Source organism: Bacillus proteolyticus, from assembly GCF_001884065.1.
GTDB lineage: Bacteria > Bacillota > Bacilli > Bacillales > Bacillaceae_G > Bacillus_A > Bacillus_A proteolyticus.
Map to the genome: position 1 here is coordinate 155,916 of NZ_MACH01000167.1, position 19,700 is coordinate 175,615.

Annotated in this window: 20 protein-coding genes; 5 read left to right on the forward strand and 15 right to left on the reverse strand. The window is 37.4% G+C overall.

Going from position 1 to position 19,700, the window contains the following annotated elements:
- Positions 1-84: 84 nt before the first annotated feature.
- From BAQ49_RS30665 to BAQ49_RS30695, 7 genes are all read right to left on the reverse strand, one after another.
- Positions 85-1,023, reverse strand: coding sequence for an N-acetylmuramoyl-L-alanine amidase (locus BAQ49_RS30665; RefSeq protein ID WP_071748361.1), 939 nt, complete (start codon positions 1,021-1,023; stop codon positions 85-87).
- A gap of 40 nt (positions 1,024-1,063) precedes the next feature.
- Positions 1,064-1,414: a thiamine transporter gene (locus tag BAQ49_RS30670; RefSeq protein ID WP_071748362.1), complete on the reverse strand. Its 351-nt coding sequence runs from the start codon at positions 1,412-1,414 to the stop codon at positions 1,064-1,066.
- A 144-nt stretch (positions 1,415-1,558) separates the two neighbouring features.
- Positions 1,559-2,173, reverse strand: a complete 615-nt coding sequence (gene ytpR / locus BAQ49_RS30675; RefSeq protein WP_001006779.1) for a YtpR family tRNA-binding protein — start codon at positions 2,171-2,173, stop codon at positions 1,559-1,561.
- Positions 2,170-2,982, reverse strand: a complete 813-nt coding sequence (locus BAQ49_RS30680) for a DUF1444 domain-containing protein (protein WP_071748363.1) — start codon at positions 2,980-2,982, stop codon at positions 2,170-2,172. The genes ytpR and BAQ49_RS30680 overlap by 4 nt, the downstream gene beginning before the upstream one ends.
- Before the next feature lie 79 nt (positions 2,983-3,061).
- Positions 3,062-3,376, reverse strand: coding sequence for a thioredoxin family protein (locus BAQ49_RS30685; protein WP_000838192.1), 315 nt, complete (start codon positions 3,374-3,376; stop codon positions 3,062-3,064).
- Positions 3,377-3,459: 83 nt separating this feature from the next.
- Positions 3,460-3,969: a DUF84 family protein gene (locus BAQ49_RS30690; protein WP_071748364.1), complete on the reverse strand. Its 510-nt coding sequence runs from the start codon at positions 3,967-3,969 to the stop codon at positions 3,460-3,462.
- Positions 3,970-4,118: 149 nt separating this feature from the next.
- Positions 4,119-5,192: a M42 family metallopeptidase gene (locus BAQ49_RS30695; protein WP_071748390.1), complete on the reverse strand. Its 1,074-nt coding sequence runs from the start codon at positions 5,190-5,192 to the stop codon at positions 4,119-4,121.
- A 148-nt stretch (positions 5,193-5,340) separates the two neighbouring features.
- Between BAQ49_RS30695 and BAQ49_RS30700 the strand changes: the two genes are divergently transcribed.
- The gene (locus BAQ49_RS30700) at positions 5,341-5,652 is read left to right on the forward strand and encodes a PepSY domain-containing protein (RefSeq protein WP_000118537.1); all 312 of its coding nucleotides are present in this window, start codon (positions 5,341-5,343) and stop codon (positions 5,650-5,652) included.
- 198 nt (positions 5,653-5,850) lie between these two features.
- Here BAQ49_RS30700 and BAQ49_RS30705 read toward each other — a convergent pair whose 3' ends face one another.
- Both BAQ49_RS30705 and trmB read right to left on the reverse strand, forming a co-directional pair.
- A complete protein-coding gene (locus tag BAQ49_RS30705) occupies positions 5,851-6,705 on the reverse strand; it encodes a YtnP family quorum-quenching lactonase (protein ID WP_071748365.1) in 855 nt (284 codons plus the stop codon).
- Between the two features lie 69 nt (positions 6,706-6,774).
- Positions 6,775-7,428 (reverse strand): tRNA (guanosine(46)-N7)-methyltransferase TrmB, encoded by a 654-nt coding sequence (gene trmB / locus BAQ49_RS30710; protein WP_071748366.1) that lies wholly within the window; start codon positions 7,426-7,428, stop codon positions 6,775-6,777.
- Between the two features lie 232 nt (positions 7,429-7,660).
- Here trmB and BAQ49_RS30715 point away from each other — a divergent pair, with 232 nt between their 5' ends.
- On the forward strand, positions 7,661-7,939 hold the full coding sequence (locus BAQ49_RS30715; RefSeq protein ID WP_001122236.1) for a YtzH-like family protein: 279 nt from the start codon (positions 7,661-7,663) through the stop codon (positions 7,937-7,939).
- A 3-nt stretch (positions 7,940-7,942) separates the two neighbouring features.
- Here the strand turns inward: BAQ49_RS30715 and BAQ49_RS30720 are convergent, their stop codons facing one another.
- From BAQ49_RS30720 to pepV, 4 genes are all read right to left on the reverse strand, one after another.
- Positions 7,943-8,740: a phosphotransferase family protein gene (locus tag BAQ49_RS30720; RefSeq protein WP_002077574.1), complete on the reverse strand. Its 798-nt coding sequence runs from the start codon at positions 8,738-8,740 to the stop codon at positions 7,943-7,945.
- A gap of 248 nt (positions 8,741-8,988) precedes the next feature.
- Positions 8,989-11,130, reverse strand: a complete 2,142-nt coding sequence (gene pulA / locus BAQ49_RS30725; RefSeq protein WP_071748367.1) for a type I pullulanase — start codon at positions 11,128-11,130, stop codon at positions 8,989-8,991.
- 185 nt (positions 11,131-11,315) lie between these two features.
- Positions 11,316-11,861, reverse strand: coding sequence for an RNA 2',3'-cyclic phosphodiesterase (gene thpR, locus BAQ49_RS30730; protein ID WP_071748368.1), 546 nt, complete (start codon positions 11,859-11,861; stop codon positions 11,316-11,318).
- Positions 11,862-11,964: 103 nt separating this feature from the next.
- Entirely contained in the window at positions 11,965-13,371 is a 1,407-nt protein-coding gene (gene pepV, locus BAQ49_RS30735; RefSeq protein WP_071748369.1) for a dipeptidase PepV, read from the reverse strand.
- Between the two features lie 357 nt (positions 13,372-13,728).
- Here pepV and BAQ49_RS30740 point away from each other — a divergent pair, with 357 nt between their 5' ends.
- Positions 13,729-13,950, forward strand: coding sequence for a DeoR family transcriptional regulator (locus BAQ49_RS30740; RefSeq protein WP_000805512.1), 222 nt, complete (start codon positions 13,729-13,731; stop codon positions 13,948-13,950).
- An 83-nt stretch (positions 13,951-14,033) separates the two neighbouring features.
- Here the strand turns inward: BAQ49_RS30740 and BAQ49_RS30745 are convergent, their stop codons facing one another.
- A complete protein-coding gene (locus BAQ49_RS30745; RefSeq protein ID WP_001234930.1) occupies positions 14,034-14,762 on the reverse strand; it encodes a pseudouridine synthase in 729 nt (242 codons plus the stop codon).
- A gap of 42 nt (positions 14,763-14,804) precedes the next feature.
- On the reverse strand, positions 14,805-16,457 hold the full coding sequence (locus BAQ49_RS30750; RefSeq protein ID WP_071748370.1) for a putative polysaccharide biosynthesis protein: 1,653 nt from the start codon (positions 16,455-16,457) through the stop codon (positions 14,805-14,807).
- A 294-nt stretch (positions 16,458-16,751) separates the two neighbouring features.
- On the opposite strand from BAQ49_RS30750, the gene BAQ49_RS30755 reads away from it, so the two are divergent.
- Both BAQ49_RS30755 and BAQ49_RS30765 read left to right on the forward strand, forming a co-directional pair.
- On the forward strand, positions 16,752-18,023 hold the full coding sequence (locus BAQ49_RS30755; RefSeq protein WP_071748371.1) for a BaiN/RdsA family NAD(P)/FAD-dependent oxidoreductase: 1,272 nt from the start codon (positions 16,752-16,754) through the stop codon (positions 18,021-18,023).
- A gap of 220 nt (positions 18,024-18,243) precedes the next feature.
- Positions 18,244-19,686: an MDR family MFS transporter gene (locus BAQ49_RS30765; protein ID WP_071748372.1), complete on the forward strand. Its 1,443-nt coding sequence runs from the start codon at positions 18,244-18,246 to the stop codon at positions 19,684-19,686.
- Positions 19,687-19,700: the final 14 nt, after the last annotated feature.

The window sequence follows — 19,700 nt, forward strand, 5'->3', positions numbered from 1 at the left end:
TTAAGCATGTCATATTTATCCATAATATTCTAATTTACGAGTGTTTTCATATAAAAAAACGCAACCTCTCATGTAAGACTGCGTTTAAGCTTTACTCTTTCGATATTCATCTACACTATCCGTTACACTTTGCAATAAAGAATTTACATACTGTGGGTCAGATAATTTTTTATCTTCTTCAGGGTTTGACATAAATCCAAGTTCTAATAGTACACCAGGAACTTTTGCCCAATTAAATCCAGAAAGATCGTCCCTGAATTTAATCCCATTTACTTTCACCTGATTGTTTTCTCTCATTTTATTTACAATCGTTTGAGAGATTTGAAGACTTTCCGCATAAATCTCTTTCGTAAACGGACTTCCTTCTGCCGGCGTCAATACAGCAAATCCACTTTGATTTGGATTTTCAGAACCATCTGCATGAAGGCGCAAAAATAAATTCGCTTTATGATCATTCGCGAATGTTGCTCGTTCCTTATTACTTATATCAACTTCATGCGACGTTCGCGTCATCAATACTTGCATTCCTTTTGCTTCAAGCTTTTCTTTTAATATAAAAGCCATTTCTAATACAAGGACAGCCTCTCTCTTGTTCGTCACAACACCTGTTGTACCATCTGTCACTTTATATTTCTGTGTTGTTGCTCCTGGTCCAATCGGCTCTAAATTTAAATTCGCCTTTTGTTGATGCCCTGGATCAATAACGACGAGAAACTTTTCTTGTTTTTCCTTACTCTCTACTTTTTGTTCATTATTTTGCATAAGTTGCTCTGTTGGTTGCACTGGCGTAGTTTCCTCTTTCTTTTCCTCGGCCGGCACTTCCTCCTGCTTATGTTCCACTTGCTCATTCGTTTGAATTGCCTGCGGTTCTTCTTGCTGCTTTTCTACCGGTGCGTCTTCCTTTTTATCATCATTTTTTTGTTGTACAGAAGATGTTGTTTCTTTTTTCGGCTCTTCTTGCGAACAACCTCCCATATATATTCCAATGAATGCAATCATGCTCATTATTTTTATATACCTCATGCTTCTCTCCCATCACTTTGCACCGGGCTCAAAGTTCTTCTTATAATTGTTTTATAACATCATCCATATTTCCAATATAAACAGGCTGCCACGTTTCTGTACCACGCTCTGCAGTATAAACCGGATAAACGTCATCATCCACATTCACATTCACGAAAACTGGATCGCCCATATCCGTTTCATATCCGATCGCAATCCATCCTTCTTGCCACTTCCCATTTCCTTCACTTATTAATGAATTTTTATGTTTATCATATCGGTAACCGACTTGCCCTTTTTCTAATTCACTTTCGCTAAACAAATAAATTTCATAGGAACCTAACTCGATATCTTGCTGTTTTGAAGTTTCAATTCGTTTCAGAAGTTCTGCAATTTTTGGTTGTTGTTTCATACGTCTATCCCCTTCTTTTTTCTAAATTTTACCTAATACATTTTCAAAATACAATATAGATTTTGAAGAGAAACGTTACAATTCTAAGAATTTCGCATAAAAAAATAGCCCCACATATTGTGAGACTACTTTTTCTTATATCAATTAAAATTTAAATTCTTGTCCAACTTCAAAGCTATCTTCTAATACAAGAATACCTTTTTCTTGTGGAGCGTCTGGAAGCTCTAATTCACGTGCAGAGCAGATCATTCCAGAAGAAGGAACACCGCGAAGTTCAGCTGGTTTAATTAACATACCGCTTGGCATTACAGCACCAATTTTTGCAACGACAACTTTTTGTCCTGCATCAACGTTTGGTGCACCACATACGATTTGTAATGTTTCTGTACCGATTTCTACTGTACAAATGTTTAATTTATCAGCATTTGGATGCTTCTCTTTTTCAGCTACATAGCCTACAACAAATTTCGGCGTGAAATCAGCTTCTACTTTTTCTTCAAAGCCATTCTTTGCTAAAATGTCGTTAATTTTTTCAACAAATTCTTTTGTTAATGTAACGTTTCCGTTATCTGTTACTTCTACATAAGAAGATGCATTAAAGATGTTGAATCCTGCTGTTACGTTGCTTTCACGATCGTATACGCGAGCAACATCTCCTTTGCGGTCAAATGTACGGTTTTCTAAAGTAATATCTTGTAAGGTAACAATTAAAGTGTCACCAATTCCTTCAAGGTTGTAAAAAACGTTCACTTCGTTCATCCTTTCTCTTTTCCATCTGTCTTCTTCCGATTCTTCGCTAAAATAAAGATTGGTTCGAAGTCCCCATCTTCATATACGAATGAAAGTGATGTAATCGGAACATGCCCTTCGGCAAAAAATTTCATTGTCATTTGTGCAATAATATCATAACCGATTTCGTTGACGATATCAGCAATAATTAATACATCTTGGTGAGGAACTGCCACAACCATGTCACCAGAGATCTTTTCACGCATCGATTGTAGTAACGATTCGTTTAAAATACGAGTCGCATCATACCCATCATTTGTGTTTAAAAAGTAGAATGTGTTACCTGCTACTGTTTCCTGCTTAAATTCATAACCTAATGAGCGAGCATTAAATAATGCCATTTCACGTACTTGTTGCTCTGTAAGCTCTAATTTTTGCAATAAGCGTTCATCAATTAATCGATACGTTTTATTAGAATCTAGCGCATAGTAAATACGTGTTTCCGCCGTGTGGTCCGTCATAATAAACGGATTTCCTTCTTCTGATTGTTTCGGGAAAGAAGTAGAGCGAATAACAGGTAAAATTTTCGCCGTGCTATTTTCTTCTTTATGCATTGCAATTAGCGCTTCTTGTACGTAATAAGCGACCTCTTCAATCGCTTTTTCTTTGTTCACTTCCCATTTTGCTACTACTCCTGGAAGTGATACGTTAATACCTTTTTTCGAGTCTGTTTGTTCAATACGAAGGACTTCTTTCTCGCTATCATAATGAAAATCCCATTCTGGTCGAGATAATTTCTTCATTAACTCGTCTTTCATCTTTTTACTTGTCATTTTCATCTCTTTTTCCTCCCTTCCAAAAAAATAACCTCCCCCGCGAAGGTAGAGGTTGTTTTTACAATTCAATTGGCTAATTGTTTTATTTTAAACCTTCAATAAACTCTTCGATTTGCTCTTGTGTTTTACGATCTTTGTTTACATAGCGTCCAGTTTCTTCACCTTTATTGTACGCTACAAAGCTCGGAATGCCAAATACGTCTAATTTCACGCATAGATCAATAAACTCATCACGATCTACATAGTAAAATGAGAAATCACTATACTTCTCTTCTACTTCTGGCATAAACGGATCAACGAAACGGCAATCTGGGCACCATTCTGCTGAGAACATGAAGACTACATTCTCTTCATTTTTTAATTCTTGGAATTGTTCCATGCTTTCTAATGATTTCATCTATATTTCCTCCTCTAACGAGTGCACTTTTTCACACTATAATCTTTTCTTTATACTACCATACATCGCGCATGGTGCAAGGTTTATGCTTGCTTTTCATCATACTTATATTGCCCAACAAGTAACTTAACAACGTGCACAAATAATTCAGTCCGATCGACATAATCATCTGTAAAAATACCGATAGCACCTTCGTGACTACGAATATCTTTTCGCTCTACAAACTCTTCCATCACTTCACTTAGCTCTTTTCCTTCTTCAAGAGGTGCTAAAAAATCGTCCGGTAACTTAATACGTGCCCCGCCAGCAACAAATGTTTTCCCATCACTTGTCGCTAGCGCGCCCCAGTTACACATAAATAAACCGTGCGCTGTTTTCATTACGCCGCCTTCTAGCCCAATACCGATTTGAGCTTCTCCTTCCTGCAGCGCTCGCTTCGCTCTATTTACCGCTCCTTGCATCGTCTCTTCATCTGAAAATGGTTGTGCCGATACTCCCGACGGAACAGAAAGAGACATAATCGTAACATCTTTCCAAACCTTCTCCACAGCCCCAACCTTCGTTTTATTCTTCGATCCAACTACTACCTTCATTTCTTTCACCTCTATAAAATTCATCATTTCGTCTTAATAAAACCACTCTTTATACGTGGTACGAGCATCTATTAAAAACTAACCGCTACCACTCATCACTGGGTCATCTATTCAACCTAAAAAAAGAAAGGCTCTTCAGCCCTTCCTCTTTATGCGTTATTCTTAATCGTCTCTAACGTCGTCTTATCCGTCGCTCTCACAAGCTTCGTAATTAGTTCCTTCGCAGCTGCATAATCATCAACATGTAAAATAGAAGCATGTGTATGAATATAGCGTGCACAAACACCAATTACTGCTGATGGGATACCAGAGTTACTTGTATGTACACGGCCTGCATCTGTACCACCTTGTGAAATAAAGTATTGGTACGGAATGTTATGTGTTTCAGCTGTATCTAAAATGAATTCGCGCATTCCTCTATGAGTTACCATTGTGCGGTCATAAATACGAAGAAGAGCACCTTTTCCTAATTGACCGAACTGCGTTTTATCACCAGACGCATCGTTTGCTGGACTTGCATCAAGCGCATAGAAAATGTCTGGCTGAATCATATTTGCAGCAGTTTGGGCTCCGCGAAGACCTACTTCTTCTTGTACAGTAGCACCAGAGTATAATGTGTTTGGTAATGTTTCATCTTTTAATTCTTTTAATAACTCGATTGCAAGGCCACATCCATAGCGGTTGTCCCAAGCTTTCGCCATAATTTTCTTTTCATTTGCCATCGGCGTGAATGGGCAGATTGGCACGATTTGTTGTCCAGGCTTTACACCAATCTCAATCGCATCTTCATAACTATCTGCACCTATATCAATTAACATATTTTTTATATCCATCGGTTTTGCACGTTGCGCATCACTTAATAAATGAGGAGGAATTGAACCAACAACCCCAATAATAGGACCATTCTTCGTCATAACTTGTACGCGCTGCGCTAATAACACTTGGCTCCACCAGCCACCTAACGTTTGAAAACGAAGCATCCCATTTTTCGTAATTTGGGTAACCATGAAACCTACTTCATCCATATGACCTGCTACAAGAACGCGTGGGCCAGTTTCGTCCCCTTTTTTCAGACCAAATACGCTACCTAAACCGTCTTGCACAATTTCATCAGCATATTTGCTTAATTCTTGCTTCATAAAACGGCGCACATCATGTTCAAAACCTGATGCACCTTGTAATTCTGTTAACGTACGAAATAATTGTAATGTCTCTTTATTCACGAAGTCCCCTTCTTTCAAACCTTAGTAGAATACCTCTTTTATTGTAACGAAATTTTCGAAATGTTTCTAGTTTCTTCTTTTTTAGTTGCATTTGGATTATAATTATTATCGGTACACTATTTTTATTTTACAGAATTGAGGTGAATATATGAGCTGGAAAGGTTTAGTAGCAGGTCTTGGCGTTGGGTTCGCAGCTGGTTATTTCGTTGCAAACAAAGTACAAGAACAATCCCATATTTCTTCAGAAAAAGCATTGAAAATGGTGAAACAAGCATTAAGTCATAAAGGTGAAATTACTGGCTCTTGGGTACATATGGTTCCAGAGACATTTGAAAAATATGATGTCGCATACGAAGTTTATCGCGGCGGTCTTACAACAATGTTGGATGATATACAAGAACGATTTGAATTTTTAGTTGATGCAAAAACAGGCACTGTTTTAGAGGTTATAGCTGCATAAAAAGAGGTTTCCCATTAGGTGAACCTCTTTTTTTTGAAGAATCGAGGATATTGCTTGAAATTATATCAGCGATTTTTCAAATATATCAGCGCAACTCAAATTATATCGGCGATTTTTCGAATATATCGACTTACCGACAAAAGCCGACAATAAAAAAGGAGGCTGCTCCAACCAATATTGTTGAACAACCTCCTCTTTTTAAGCTTCTATACTCGTTTTCCGTTCTATTTTTTCTACGATATGCCCTTCCTCATTCCACTTTACGGCACGGTAATATGCATCATGATAAAAAGTAAACCATGCTTCTTTCTCAGCACCATACTTCATCCACTTTTGTTTATGTTCAATCGATGTCATTGGATAGTCATCGTAAGCCATTACCCATAATACATTTTGATGTGCGTGCGTCGGCAACAGATCCGCTAAATGAAGCATCGTTTCCCCTTGACTTTCAAGGACGACAACGGCATGTCCATCACTATGACCACCCGTATGCGCCATTTTTATTTCATCCGTAATTTCTATTTCTTGCTGAAAGGTAACAACTTTATCTACAATCGGCTCCCAATTTTCCGTCCAGTATGTATTACGCGATCTAATATTTGGATTCCTCATTTCATTCCATTCCGTTTCACTTACGTAAACTTTCGCATTCGGAAACGTCGGCACAAGGTGATCTCCTTCCCGCCTTGTTAAACCAGATGCATGATCGAAATGAAGGTGCGTCATTAAGACGTAATGAATATCTTCAGGCTTTAGACCCAGTTTTTCTAACGATTCGTAAACCGATGATTCTTCTGTTACACCTTGATTTCGCTTCATTTTCTCATTCAACTTACCGTTTCCTATTCCAGAATCAATAAGCATGTTTCCTTCTTTCGTTTGCAAAAGTAACGGATCTGTTCGTAAATAAATATGGTTTGTATCATTATGTTGATATTTGCGTGACCAAAGTACTTTCGGCACAACTCCAAACATTGCACCTCCATCTAAATGTGTATTCCCACCTTTTAGCCATGTCACTTTTATATTTCCAATTTGTAGCTGTTCCATCTTTCATCCCCCTTTCCTTTTAATATTAACATAAGATTCTGATTTTTTATTTACAAAAAAACCTATGCATTACTGCATAGGTTCTGTGCGATATTTCGCTTCAACTCGGTAAATACGATGACCTTTACTAGAGAATTTCTCTTCGTATTCTGTCATAATGTTTCCTTCATAATCACTATTATGAAGATCTAGGCTAAGGTAAGTTAATAACATACCATACTCAGCCATACTCATAAGAGAGTATTCAAATAGGCCTTGGTTATCAGTTTTGAAGTGAATTTCTCCGCCCTCTACTAACACTTCCTCATAATTGCGTAAAAATGTTTTATACGTTAAACGACGTTTCGTGTGACGATTCTTCGGCCATGGATCTGAGAAGTTTAAATAAACGCGGTCAATTTCACCTTTTGCAAAGAAAACTTTTAAATCTTCAGCATCTTTATTAATTAACTTTAAGTTCGGTAATTCTTCTTCAATTAATTTATCAAGTGCATCTACAACAACACTTGTGAATTTTTCAATTCCAATATAATTAATATGTGGATTCGCTTTTGCCATATCATACATAAAGCGGCCACGTCCTGTACCTACTTCAATATGAATTGGTTGTTCATTTCCAAATACTTCTTTCCAGTTACCAGCGCGCTCTTCTGGGTTTCCGATTACGATATGTGAATATTCATTAATTCGATCCATTGCATAAGGTTTATGTCTTAAACGCATAGATGTCTCCCTCTCTTTACAAAACTATTTTAAAGGAAAAATTCCTTCTTTCTGTTTTAATCAATCTATCAAACAAAAAACCAAGCACGTACGAGCACTCGGTCCGTTTCTTTCAAGTATAAGATGTACCATTTTGATAAAAACTACATAAAGCATTAAACATTCCATGACGAAACAGCTTTTTCTCTTACATTTCCAGTGAGAGAAAAACACTCGAAAGGATGATCCGTTCATGCCAATTAATCAACAGCATCAATTAGAAGTGTTAAAAGATATTTTAGTCAACCATCAAAGTGATTGCTGCGGGACAGTTTCTGAATGCGAGCAATTAGAGCGCCTCATTCAATCGTTACTCGCAAACGATAGTATAAGTAGTGACGCTAAAGCAATGCTAAACGATGTATATTCTTATAGTCAATCGGGTAAATCTTCCTCTAATTTGGACAACCATATTTCCAATAATCAAGAACAACTTACTCAGTGGATTGCTGGAATGGACAATTTTTCTTAAGTATTATTCTGAAGCAAGTAGTTGCTGTAAATATTGATGCCAATATTTAGCTTCTGCTTGCTGCTTTTTTGTTGTGTGCCATTGAATAGACAAAATCGTTTGTGCTATAACATACCATCTCATACGCCTAAGCAATGATTCATCTAGTTCAACATCATAATATCCGAGCCACTCACTCCATTCATGACGCGGAACATACCAATATAATAACATACCAAGGTCTAAAGCTGGGTCAGCAATCACAGCTCCATCCCAATCAATTAAAAACAATTCATCTTCATCCGACAATATCCAATTGTTATGGTTTACATCACAATGGCATACAACGAATTCATCGTACTCAATATCTTTTAATGACTCTGTTAAATATTGAAGACCTTGCTGAATTGTTTCATCAACTCTTATATCTCCTCTTAAAACAAGTTGTAATTGTTGTAATAACTCTTGCGCATGAAGCGGCTGCTTTCCTAGCCTTTGAATCATCTGCACAAGCGCTTTAGAGGAGTGTATTTTCTTCAAAAGTTTCGCAACACGTTCTAGTTTCATATCCTCTGGCTCTAACTTCTGTCCCGGAAGCCATTTTTGAGCAGAAATTACATCACCGTTCGTTACCCTTCTTGTCCAAAGTAATTTTGGAACAATTCCTTCTGCTGACAATACCGCTAAAAAGGGCGATGTATTCCGCTTTAAAAATAACTTTTGTTGTCCGTTTTGCGCAATATATGCATCGCCCGTTACTCCACCAGCCGGTATAAGACTCCACTCTTTTCCTAATAATTGTTCCAACCATTCCATATTCATTACCCGTTAACAAATCCTTATCTTTTATAGTTATGAAAAGAAAAACCGCAACATTTCTACACATGTTGTGGATTCATATATTTTACTGTAGTTGAATGAAAAGAAAACTTGGCATAAGCCGAAAACAGGATAAATCCCCTGCTCTTCTAGTTTATTTTACAAAATCACTCATAGAATGACAACTTATCAAAATCGTCACCTTTGTCAATTCTACATTTATTATATTCTCACCGTCAAGTAGCGATTTGTCACATTATCGCCAATATATACGTGCTAGTTGGAGCCATTTGAAGTTCCTTTCCTCTAAATGAAGAAATTGGCTGTATTTTGGCTTGCTTTTCGTTTACTAATACATGCCACGTTTCTTCTTTTGGGAGCTGAGCTATTTCATTTTGCAAACCGCTATTGAATAGCACAACAATCTCTTTCCATGGTCCGAAAGATTCTACATTTCGCAAATGGTATGCAAGTGCTTCCTTTGATGTTTGTAAAAAAGTCATATGCTTTTTTATAAGATCAGCGCTTTTTAATCGGAATGCCCCATGCTCCTTCCGAATCGCGATTAAACCTTTTATATAATTAACTGTCTCCATCTCTGTTTCTTTTTGATCCCAATCTAATCGATTGATTTCATCATTTGCATTATAACTATTTTCGTTTCCTAGCTTCGTACGATAAAACTCTTGCCCTGCATGTAAGAAAGGAATCCCTTGCGAAAGAATAACTATTGCAGTTGCTAATCGATGACGTCTTTTCAAAACTTCTTCTGATTCTGGATTACTTTGCACTAGTTTATCCCACATCGTCATATTATCATGACATTCTACATAGTTAATGCTTTGCATTGGCTCTAGGAACAATCCTGTTTCTTTCATACTTAAAAGGCTACCAGCTACTATATACTGCAAATGATTACAGTCTACATGCCCACCGAATGCAAAGCCACGTTTATTTATATTAAAAGTACTTCCTTTTATTCCATCACGAAATTGATCATTAAACTGTGCGATACATGGCATTTTATTCGCGTTATTTAACGTGGCTTTCTCTTCAAGAGGAAGGGGTGTTTGTAAATCCCATCCTTCACCTAATAACAACGCATCATGCTTTATTTTTCGCACTTCTTTTTCTAACACATTCATCGTTTCAACATCTAAAATTCCCATTAAATCAAATCGGAATCCATCAACATTGTATTCAGTAAGCCAATATAGAACAGATTCTACAATAAATTTCCTCATCATTTTCCGTTCAGATGCTATATCATTTCCAACTCCCGTCCCATTAGAAGGCATACCATCTTCACCATGACGAAAATAATATCCCGGGACAAGCTTTTCAAATGACGATAGCTCTCTTTCATACACATGATTATATACAACATCTATAATCACCCTCATGCCGTACGCATGAAATGTTTCAATCAGTTGTTTACACTCTACAATCCTGTTATACGGGTCCGAAGGGTTTGTAGCATAAAATCCCGTTGGTGCATTGTAATATAGTGGATTGTAACCCCAATTGTATGCGAAGGAAGGGTTCGCCTCATTTACACCACCGAAACAATGTAAAGGCAATAGTTCAACATGTGTAACACCTAAATCTTTTATGTGAGATAATCCCGTTAACGTCCCATTTTGTCCCGTTGTCCCCTCTTCCATCAACCCTTTATATGTTCCTTTTTGATTCACTCCACTGCCCTGATGAATAGTCGCATCACGAACATGCAGTTCATACAATATGGCATCTGTCATTGACTGTAATGGTGGTAATTCCTCTCGTTTTGTTACATGCGTCTTTTCCAAATCGATCACAACGCCGTATTTCCCATTTGCAGTCACCGACTTTGCGTAAGGATCTACCGCTTCATTCCATATTAAATTAATACAAACAAGAAATGTATATTGCGCTCCATCTAAATCACCTTGTAATGTATGAGTCCAAACTCCATTTTCTCCTCTGTACATTTCATGATCGGTATATTCTTTATCACTTTTATAAATTCTTACTTTCGCAAGCCTTGCAGTTGGAGCCCATACTTTAAATGTTGTTACTTCTTTTTGATGTACAGCACCTAAATCTGTACCTTCGTAATAATACTTTTCATCAAAAATTGCGGTTCGAATCACAGCGCCTATTTGTAAATCCGTTTCTTCGTTCCGTTCATCTCGTACTGTATAATATTTCCCCACATCTAGCGGCTCTTCTATAAAGCACTCATACTTCGTTGCATCCGGAAGCGCAATCGTCTGAGCAATCGGTAAATCTTTTACATTGGTTCCTTCTTGCAAACGAAATGTCCGACTTGTTCCGTACGCATGTGGGAGCAAAATTGTAATTTTATTCATTTCATCTAAATAGGCATCAAATGGACGTTTTACTTTCAACATAAAAAAATCACCATCATTCTCAAAATTAAAATAAAGTAAATCTTTAATTAGCCCCCACTAACCGGACAGTTGCGGGATAAAATGAGTTGCAAATAATACGGTTTTTCTTATCAACAAGACTCTATACAGTAAATCCATTATTCTCTATAGTATATTCACCTGTATAAAAAACGTTTTCATACATTCTATTTTTGTAGTTTTATTTCAGCAATCGATTTATACTTCGGCATTTCCTTCACGTGAGATTCGTATAAAGTGATCGTATCCGCTTGAAATGATATTTCAGGCACTTCTTTTATATGTTCTAAATCAAACAGTTCTTCTCCTACCCATTTACGGGCAACAGTAATATGGGGATGATATGGGCGTGTTTCTAGAGAAAATCTATTTTCTTCACAAATGGCATGAACTTGCTTTTGTAACTGAAGCAAATCGTGATTCTCACTTACCTTCGCCCAAAAAATACGGGGCTGATCTTCCCTACCAAACGTTGAAAACCCTTGTAACGTGAAAGTTAGTTCTTTTGTTTCTTTAAGTGTTTGTAATCCATTCTTTATTCCTGCTAACTGTTCCTCTGTCGCACTTCCTAAAAAGGAAAGGGTAATATGATAGTCTTCTTCATGCACCCACGAGCGAAATGGTAATTCATCTTTCATTTCCTCTTTATAGTTAGATAGCACTTCTTTTATATGATTTGGTAAAGTGATTGCGACAAAATAATGCAGATCCATTTACATCGTCTCCTTCCTTTTATTGTTGCTTTTCTTTCTTTTCTCATTCAGCTAAAAAGAAGCCGCCCTCTAAAGTAGAGAGCGGTCATTATTTACATATCTCTTATTTCGCTAATTCATGAATTGCTTGAGCGTAAATCGCTGTTGCTTTTAATAAGTCTTCAATTTCAATGTACTCATCTTTTTGATGCGCAAGTTCTTCTTTTCCAGGGAATAGCGGGCCAAATGCAACGCCAGCTTTTAATGAACGAGCATAAGTACCACCACCGATTGCTAACAATTCAGCTTTTTCACCTGTTTGTTCTTCATATACGCGTTGCAAAGTACGAATTAATACATGATCTTTATCAACGTGATGCGGGCGAGAGTTCGAATAATCCGCCACTTCAAATCCATGAGTACCGACATATTCTTTTAACTTTGCAATCATTTCTTCAAAGTTAGTCGTAACTGGATAGCGTACATTTAATCCTAAATTACCACCGTTTTCTTGCGAATAAGACAGGCGACCAACATTAACTGTTAACGGGCCGCTAATATCGTCTTTATAAGCAATACCAGCTTTCTCGCCCAAAATATCCCCTGTAAATGTTTCTGTTACAAACGATGCAAACGAAGCCCCTTTTCCATCAAGAGAAACTTTCGTTAAGCAGTTTGCCAATAATAAACCTGCATTTTCTCCCTTTTCCGGAGTAGATCCGTGAGCTGAAATCCCTTTGATTTGTAACGTCACCGTATTTCCTTCTACAATTGCTTTACCCATTTTTTTAGCAGTTTGTAAATACTCTTCATATGCTACTGTAAGTGCATTTACATCTTCTCCTGTAATAATCGCTTCTGCATAATCAGGAACCATATTCAAACGACGACCTGACTCAAATGAAATCAGCTTAAATGCGCCTTCTTTCTCTTCGCTACCATTTTGAACAACTTGTATGTCAGAAATTCCTTTTTCCGCATTAATAATTGGAAAATCTGCATCTGGTGCAAAACCGATTGTTGGCATTTCTTCATTTTTAAAGTAATGATCTACACACTTCCAATTACTTTCCTCATCTGTTCCTAAAATCATACGAACACGTTTAGAAAGAGGTAAGCCTAATTCTTTTACAATTTTCATTGCATAATAAGCTGACATTGTCGGCCCTTTATCATCAATCGCACCGCGTGCAAAAATCTTCCCGTCGCGAATATCCGCACTATACGCAGGAGTTGTCCAGCCATCTCCTTCTGGTACAACATCAACGTGACAAAGGATACCTACTAATTCTTCTCCTTGTCCCATTTCAAGATGGCCTGCATACCCTTCTAAATTTTTAGAAGCAAAACCTTCAGCTTCTCCTTTATGTAACATGAAAGATAAAGCTTTTTCTACACCTTCACCGAATGGTGCGCCCTCTTTCGCTGATTCTTCTTCCCATACACTTTTAATTTGCAAAAATTGTTGTGTATCACGAATTAAATCATCTTTTCGTTTCATAACTTCTTCTGTCCAATTAATCGTTGACATCACGCATCCATCCTTCACTATATTATCTCTTTCATCATAGCAAACCGAAATCTCTTATGCCATACATGAAAACCTAATAACGAACAATTGTAATATTTCAGATATTTCTCATTAGTTTTTCTTTTATTTTCTCAAAAAAATTTGCAGGAATTTGGCGTTTTACGTAGAAATTTATGAGTTAGTTGACTGACAAAATATACAATGTCAACTACCAATATTTTTCTATATGAATATTTGTTAAACTTTTGTAAAATTTAAGTAGATTAAAGCATGAATTTTATCATGTAGAGTACAATGGTAGTAACGACCTTCTTTCCTGAATGGGGTCAAAAAAACTAGTAGAGGAGTGGTTTTCTCTTGAAACCTACAACTACTCGTATGCTAACACGCATTAAATCGATTTATATGTACATCAATGAAAACGGTACGGTAACAACGAAAGACCTTGTAGATGAGTTCGGGATCACACCGCGAACGATACAACGTGATCTAAATGTGTTGCAGTTTAATGAACTCGTGTATAGCCCTTGCCGCGGCAAGTGGACAACGACAGGAAAGAAAGTGAGAATGACCTCATAACAAAAAAATAATTGTATGTAAATAAATACATACCCCTTTCTAACTCATTAGAAAGGGGTCTTTTCTATGCTCTGAAATTGGCGTTACTTTTCGTTATCTACTTGATATGTTTTTAACATTTCTACTTCTTCATCTGTTAATTCACGATATTGCCCAAGTTCTAACTCTTCATCTAGCACTAAAGGTCCCATCTCTGTTCTCTTTAAGTACACTACTTTTTTCCCTACCGCTTCAAACATACGCTTCACTTGATGGAATTTTCCTTCTGTAATCACGAGCTCAATTTCAGAAATATCATCACTTTTTAAAATTGTAAGTTCGCCTGGCTTCGTTTCATAGCCATCTTCTAAAATAACACCTTTAGCGAATTCTTTTACATCCTCTTCCGTTACAACTCCTGAAACGTGTGCATAGTATTTTTTCGGCACATGCTTTTTCGGAGATAATAGTTGATGCGTTAACTTCCCGTCATTTGTAATCAATAAGAAACCTTCTGTATCAATATCAAGTCTCCCAACAGGGAATGGATCAAAAATCGCATCTTCTAATTCTAATAAATCTATTACCGTTTCGTGGTTATCGTCTTCTGTCGCTGAAATAACACCTTGTGGTTTATGCATCATTAAATAAACAAACTCTTTATATTCCACAACTTCACCGTGAATCATAACCTCTTGTTCTTCTACATTCACATGAAACTTCGGATCTTTCACTGGCGTTCCATCAATTTTCACAACGCCGTCTTTCAGTAATTTCTTTACTTCTTTTCTACTTCCGTGTCCCATGTTCGCTAATAATTTATCTAATCTCATGTTCTTCACCTTCTTTATTTATCATAAGAAAAGGGGACGTATTTACGCCCCTTTTGATTTCAACTTTATTTTGAATCGACTACCAAGTTTACGCTGGATTTTCTCTAAAGCTTCTCCGCCAAATACTCTTTCTAGTACTCCTGTGCGAATCGCTAATACTACGTAAACAAGTCCACCAATACCTGCACAAATCGCAACTGTAATAAGAGCGCCAATACGGCCATCAGGCGAAATCATGAAGGATAGAAGCCATTGTGATAGTTTTACAGCAATAACCATTACAAGTGTTAATATTGCAATTTGGAATGTTCTCTTATATACAACACCAAATGAATAGTTTGCATGTTTTTTGATTTGTCTATTCGTATACCATACAGAAACTAAGAAGCCGACTGCAGTAGCCAAAATCGCCCCAACTGTACCGAAATAACGAATAAAGATTACGTTACATACAAATTTCAAAATAACACCCATAACAAGTGCGACAATCGCATGTTTTTGTTGGTTAATCCCTTGCAAGATTGCTGCTGTTACTGTGAATAAAGCGAATAACAACGCAACTGGCGCATACCACATTAATACTTGTCCACCTAGTGGATCTGAATCGTAGAAAGCAGTATAGATTGGGTACGCAAGTGTAGAAATACCGATAACTGCTGGCAATGTTAAAAACATATTTGCCTGGAATGTTTGTGTAATTTGTAATTTTAAATAACGGTATTGCTTTTCAGTAAACGACTTTGTAATCGCTGGTACGAGCGTTAAACTAAACGCTGTTGCAAGTGATACTGGAATCATAATTAATTTATGCGTCCACATCGTGAAAATACCAAGTGCTCGCTCTGCGATATCTCCTTGACCAATCGCCTGCATAATAGAGTTAAATGTCAATGTATCAATTTGTTGATATAAAGGAATTGTTAATCCAATTACAACGTAAGGAATTGCATATGCAAACAATTCTTTAAACAATTGAGCGGTACTTACCGTCGATTCTGGTACAGTTTGCTCAATTAAATATTGATCCAAATATTTTTTACGTTTTAACCAGTACCAAATTAATACGCCAAGTGCTCCAACTGCTGAAACAAATGCAGCAAATGTCGCAACCCCAACTGCCGTTGCTACTGTACCGCCAAGTACTTTAATAACGATGAAACTACCCGCTAATAAAAAGACGATACGAATAATTTGCTCAATAATTTGTGACACCGTAGTCGGTCCCATCGATTGGTGACCTTGGAAATAACCACGGATCAAACTTGCTGCCGGCACAACAATAAGCGCAAAACTTACGAGGCGAATAATCGTCGTAACTTCTTCGATCTTATTTTGTAAACTTTGTTTACCAAGCATTGCTTCCGCAAATAATGGTGCGGTCATGTATAGAACTAGGAACGAAAGAACTCCGGTTACTATCATCATAACCATTCCTGAGCGGAACATTCTCCGGCTCGTTTTATAATCGCCAAGTGCATTATATTTGGAAACAAACTTCGAAACAGCAAGCGGCACCCCTGCCGTTGCAATACTTAAAAATATCGTATATGGAATGTATCCATATGTATAGAGCGTTCCGCCTTCTGTGCCTACTAATGCATGAAACGGAAAGACGTAAATCATGCCTAAGAACTTTACTAAAAATGTCCCTAACGTCACAATAAGCGTTCCGCGCAGAAATTTTGAATCGGACATACAAAAATCCTCCTACATCTAGATAAAGTGAAACTATTACTAGCAGGAGACTCCTCTCCTACTCCTTATTAGTTGAACCATTCGAGCTTTTACGGGCCAGTGACCTCCCTTTTTACTTCTCTTAAGTCTTAAGGTTTTAGTCTTATTGCCCACAAATAGCAGGATAGTGCTGAACTCTAACTTTTGTATTGTACCACAATTCTCCCATCAAGCAGTACTTCACCCTATTTTTCTTTTAAGAGAAAACATGCTATTCTTTTAGGCAGGAAATGTAGAAAATGAGGTCGATATATTATGTATTATGATGTTATTGTCATCGGTGGCGGTCCTTCTGGGCTAATGGCTGCAATCGGTGCTGCAGAAGAAGGCGCAAGCGTCTTACTTCTTGATAAAGGAAATAAGCTTGGACGTAAACTTGCGATTTCTGGTGGCGGTCGTTGTAACGTAACAAACCGTCTACCACTTGATGAAATCGTTAAACATATACCAGGAAACGGGCGCTTCTTATACAGTGCTTTTTCTATTTTTAATAATGAAGATATTATTACATTCTTCGAAAATCTAGGTGTTAAATTAAAAGAAGAGGATCATGGTCGCATGTTCCCTGTATCAAATAAAGCGCAATCTGTTGTAGATGCACTTTTAACACGATTAAAAGACTTAGGTGTAAAAATACGTACGAATACACCTGTTGAAACAATTGAATATGAAAATGGTCAAACGAAAGCAGTTGTATTACAAACAGGCGAAGTGTTAGAAACGAATCACGTCGTTATCGCTGTTGGCGGAAAATCAGTTCCTCAAACTGGTTCTACTGGAGACGGATACGCTTGGGCGGAAAAAGCTGGTCATACAATTACAGAATTATTCCCAACAGAAGTACCAATCCTTTCAAACGAACCATTTATCCGAGACCGTTCATTGCAAGGTCTCGCTTTACGAGACGTAAACTTAAGTGTATTAAACCCGAAAGGAAAAGCTATCATTTCTCACAAAATGGACATGCTCTTCACTCATTTCGGCTTATCTGGTCCTGCTGCTCTTCGTTGTAGCCAATTCGTTGTGAAAGCACTGAAAAAGTTCAAAACGAATACAGTGCAAATGAGCATCGATGCATTGCCAGAAGAAAATAGTGAACAACTATTCCAGCGCATGCTGAAACAAATGAAGGAAGATCCGAAAAAAGGAATTAAAAACGTTTTAAAAGGTTACGTTCCTGAGCGTTACTTCCTATTCTTATTAGAAAAAAATGAAATTGACGGTAGCGAACAAGCTGGACAAGTTTCTCATGAGAAGATTCGTGCACTTGTGAAAGACTTTAAAGAATTTACTGTGAATGTAAATGGTACGCAGTCAATTGAAAAAGCATTCGTTACTGGCGGCGGTGTCTCCGTTAAAGAAATTAATCCGAAAGAAATGTCTTCTAAATTCACGAATGGCTTATACTTCTGCGGAGAAGTTCTTGATATTCACGGTTATACTGGTGGCTATAACATTACATCTGCCCTTGTTACCGGTCGAATTGCCGGAACAACAGCTGGACAAAATGCGAAAATGCACCTATAAAAAAGAAACAGGGCTTCCTGTTTCTTTTTTATAGGTGCATGAAATTATATAAGCGATTCTGCAAGATATATCAGCGATTCCTCAAATATATCGACTTACCGACAAAGAACGACAAATCCCCTTCCTTCTAAATTCCCATTGCTTTTTTGTTGCTTTATATACCTTAGTACCTTTATATTTTATATTGTTGAATATTTAAAAAAGGGTAAGGGGAAAACAAATGAGGAAAAAAGTCATGATGTCTTTAATGCTAATGACGTTTCTTTCTGCGGTAGAAGGAACGATTGTTAGTACAGCAATCCCTCGTATAACGAGTGATTTGTCAGGCGTCGAACTTGTTAGTTGGGTATATGCAATTTATATGCTTGCAACAGCTGTTTCGACTCCTATATACGGAAAATTAGCTGATTTATTCGGCCGTAAAAAAGTTCTGCTCATCGGAGCAACCATCTTCTTAATCGGTTCTGCACTTTGCGGAGTCGTTACATCAATGGAACAATTAATCTTCTTCCGTGCTCTTCAAGGTATAGGTGCTGGCGCTGTTATGCCAATTACTATGACAATCATCGGTGACTTATATGACGAAGCGAAAGACCGCGCGAAAGCACAAGGCTGGATAAGTGCTGTTTGGGGTGTATCTGGTGTTATCGGACCATTAGTAGGAGGATTTTTAGTTGATTCTCTTTCTTGGCGCTATATTTTCTTCTTAAACGTTCCTTTTGGAATTATCGCTTGCATAATGTTTGCCATTTCTTATAAGGAATCTGTTAAGTCTGCCGCCAAGCAACATATCGACTACCTTGGTGCAACAGTCTTCTCATTAAGTACAATTGCTCTACTATACGCATTATTAACAGGCAGCAGTAAGCAAAACTGGGGAGATATTACAATTATCGGCCTATTAATCTTTGCCGCTATTTCATTCATTATTTTCTTATACATCGAGAAAAAATCTCCGGAACCATTAATTCCGCTAGCACTTTTCTCTAACCGTACATTATCTACGATAAACATATTAACGCTTATTGCTGGCGCAATGATTATTAGTATTACTGTATACCTTCCAATTTGGAGCCAAGGTGTTTTAGGAAAAAATGCGACAGAGGCTGGACTTATTTTAATGCCGATTCCTGTTATGTGGACATTCGGTGCTATGTTCTCTGGTAACTTAGTTGGTAAATTAAAAACGAAACAAATTATTTTACTTGGAGCTAGCATATTAACAGTTGCTACCTTCTTATTATTTACATTATCAACAGAGTCACCATCATTCCTTATTTATGTGGCAGTCGGATTATTCGGCTTAGGAATGGGGCTTGTTACACCAATTTACATGGTCACAATCCAAGCAGCTGTACCGGCTCATACGCGCGGAACAGCAGTTGGTTTAAACACATTTATTAATACATTTAGTCAAACACTAGGCGCTGCAATCTTCGGAACAATCTTCAATACGATGATTCACGCGCGTGGTATTAAAAATCTTGATCTCGTATCTTCTGGCGGACACGGCGGAGCTACAGCAAACGTAGCAACCGAATCGCAATCCGCACTAGCAGCAAGTGTACACGTTATTTATATGAGTACTTTCGTATTAGCAGTATTAACTTTAATTATTGCTTGGCTCTTATTAAAGCCAGCTAAACAAACAAGTGAGCAATAATAAAAAGGATGACC

Coding starts and splice junctions, on each gene's coding strand:
- BAQ49_RS30665 (WP_071748361.1), bottom strand. CDS start 1,023: ATGAGGTATATAAAAATAATGAGCATGATTGCATTCATTGGAATATAT.
- BAQ49_RS30670 (WP_071748362.1), bottom strand. CDS start 1,414: ATGAAACAACAACCAAAAATTGCAGAACTTCTGAAACGAATTGAAACT.
- ytpR (WP_001006779.1), bottom strand. CDS start 2,173: ATGAACGAAGTGAACGTTTTTTACAACCTTGAAGGAATTGGTGACACT.
- BAQ49_RS30680 (WP_071748363.1), bottom strand. CDS start 2,982: ATGAAAATGACAAGTAAAAAGATGAAAGACGAGTTAATGAAGAAATTA.
- BAQ49_RS30685 (WP_000838192.1), bottom strand. CDS start 3,376: ATGAAATCATTAGAAAGCATGGAACAATTCCAAGAATTAAAAAATGAA.
- BAQ49_RS30690 (WP_071748364.1), bottom strand. CDS start 3,969: ATGAAGGTAGTAGTTGGATCGAAGAATAAAACGAAGGTTGGGGCTGTG.
- BAQ49_RS30700 (WP_000118537.1), top strand. CDS start 5,341: ATGAGCTGGAAAGGTTTAGTAGCAGGTCTTGGCGTTGGGTTCGCAGCT.
- BAQ49_RS30705 (WP_071748365.1), bottom strand. CDS start 6,705: ATGGAACAGCTACAAATTGGAAATATAAAAGTGACATGGCTAAAAGGT.
- trmB (WP_071748366.1), bottom strand. CDS start 7,428: ATGCGTTTAAGACATAAACCTTATGCAATGGATCGAATTAATGAATAT.
- BAQ49_RS30715 (WP_001122236.1), top strand. CDS start 7,661: ATGCCAATTAATCAACAGCATCAATTAGAAGTGTTAAAAGATATTTTA.
- BAQ49_RS30720 (WP_002077574.1), bottom strand. CDS start 8,740: ATGAATATGGAATGGTTGGAACAATTATTAGGAAAAGAGTGGAGTCTT.
- pulA (WP_071748367.1), bottom strand. CDS start 11,130: ATGTTGAAAGTAAAACGTCCATTTGATGCCTATTTAGATGAAATGAAT.
- thpR (WP_071748368.1), bottom strand. CDS start 11,861: ATGGATCTGCATTATTTTGTCGCAATCACTTTACCAAATCATATAAAA.
- pepV (WP_071748369.1), bottom strand. CDS start 13,371: ATGTCAACGATTAATTGGACAGAAGAAGTTATGAAACGAAAAGATGAT.
- BAQ49_RS30745 (WP_001234930.1), bottom strand. CDS start 14,762: ATGAGATTAGATAAATTATTAGCGAACATGGGACACGGAAGTAGAAAA.
- BAQ49_RS30750 (WP_071748370.1), bottom strand. CDS start 16,457: ATGTCCGATTCAAAATTTCTGCGCGGAACGCTTATTGTGACGTTAGGG.
- BAQ49_RS30755 (WP_071748371.1), top strand. CDS start 16,752: ATGTATTATGATGTTATTGTCATCGGTGGCGGTCCTTCTGGGCTAATG.
- BAQ49_RS30765 (WP_071748372.1), top strand. CDS start 18,244: ATGAGGAAAAAAGTCATGATGTCTTTAATGCTAATGACGTTTCTTTCT.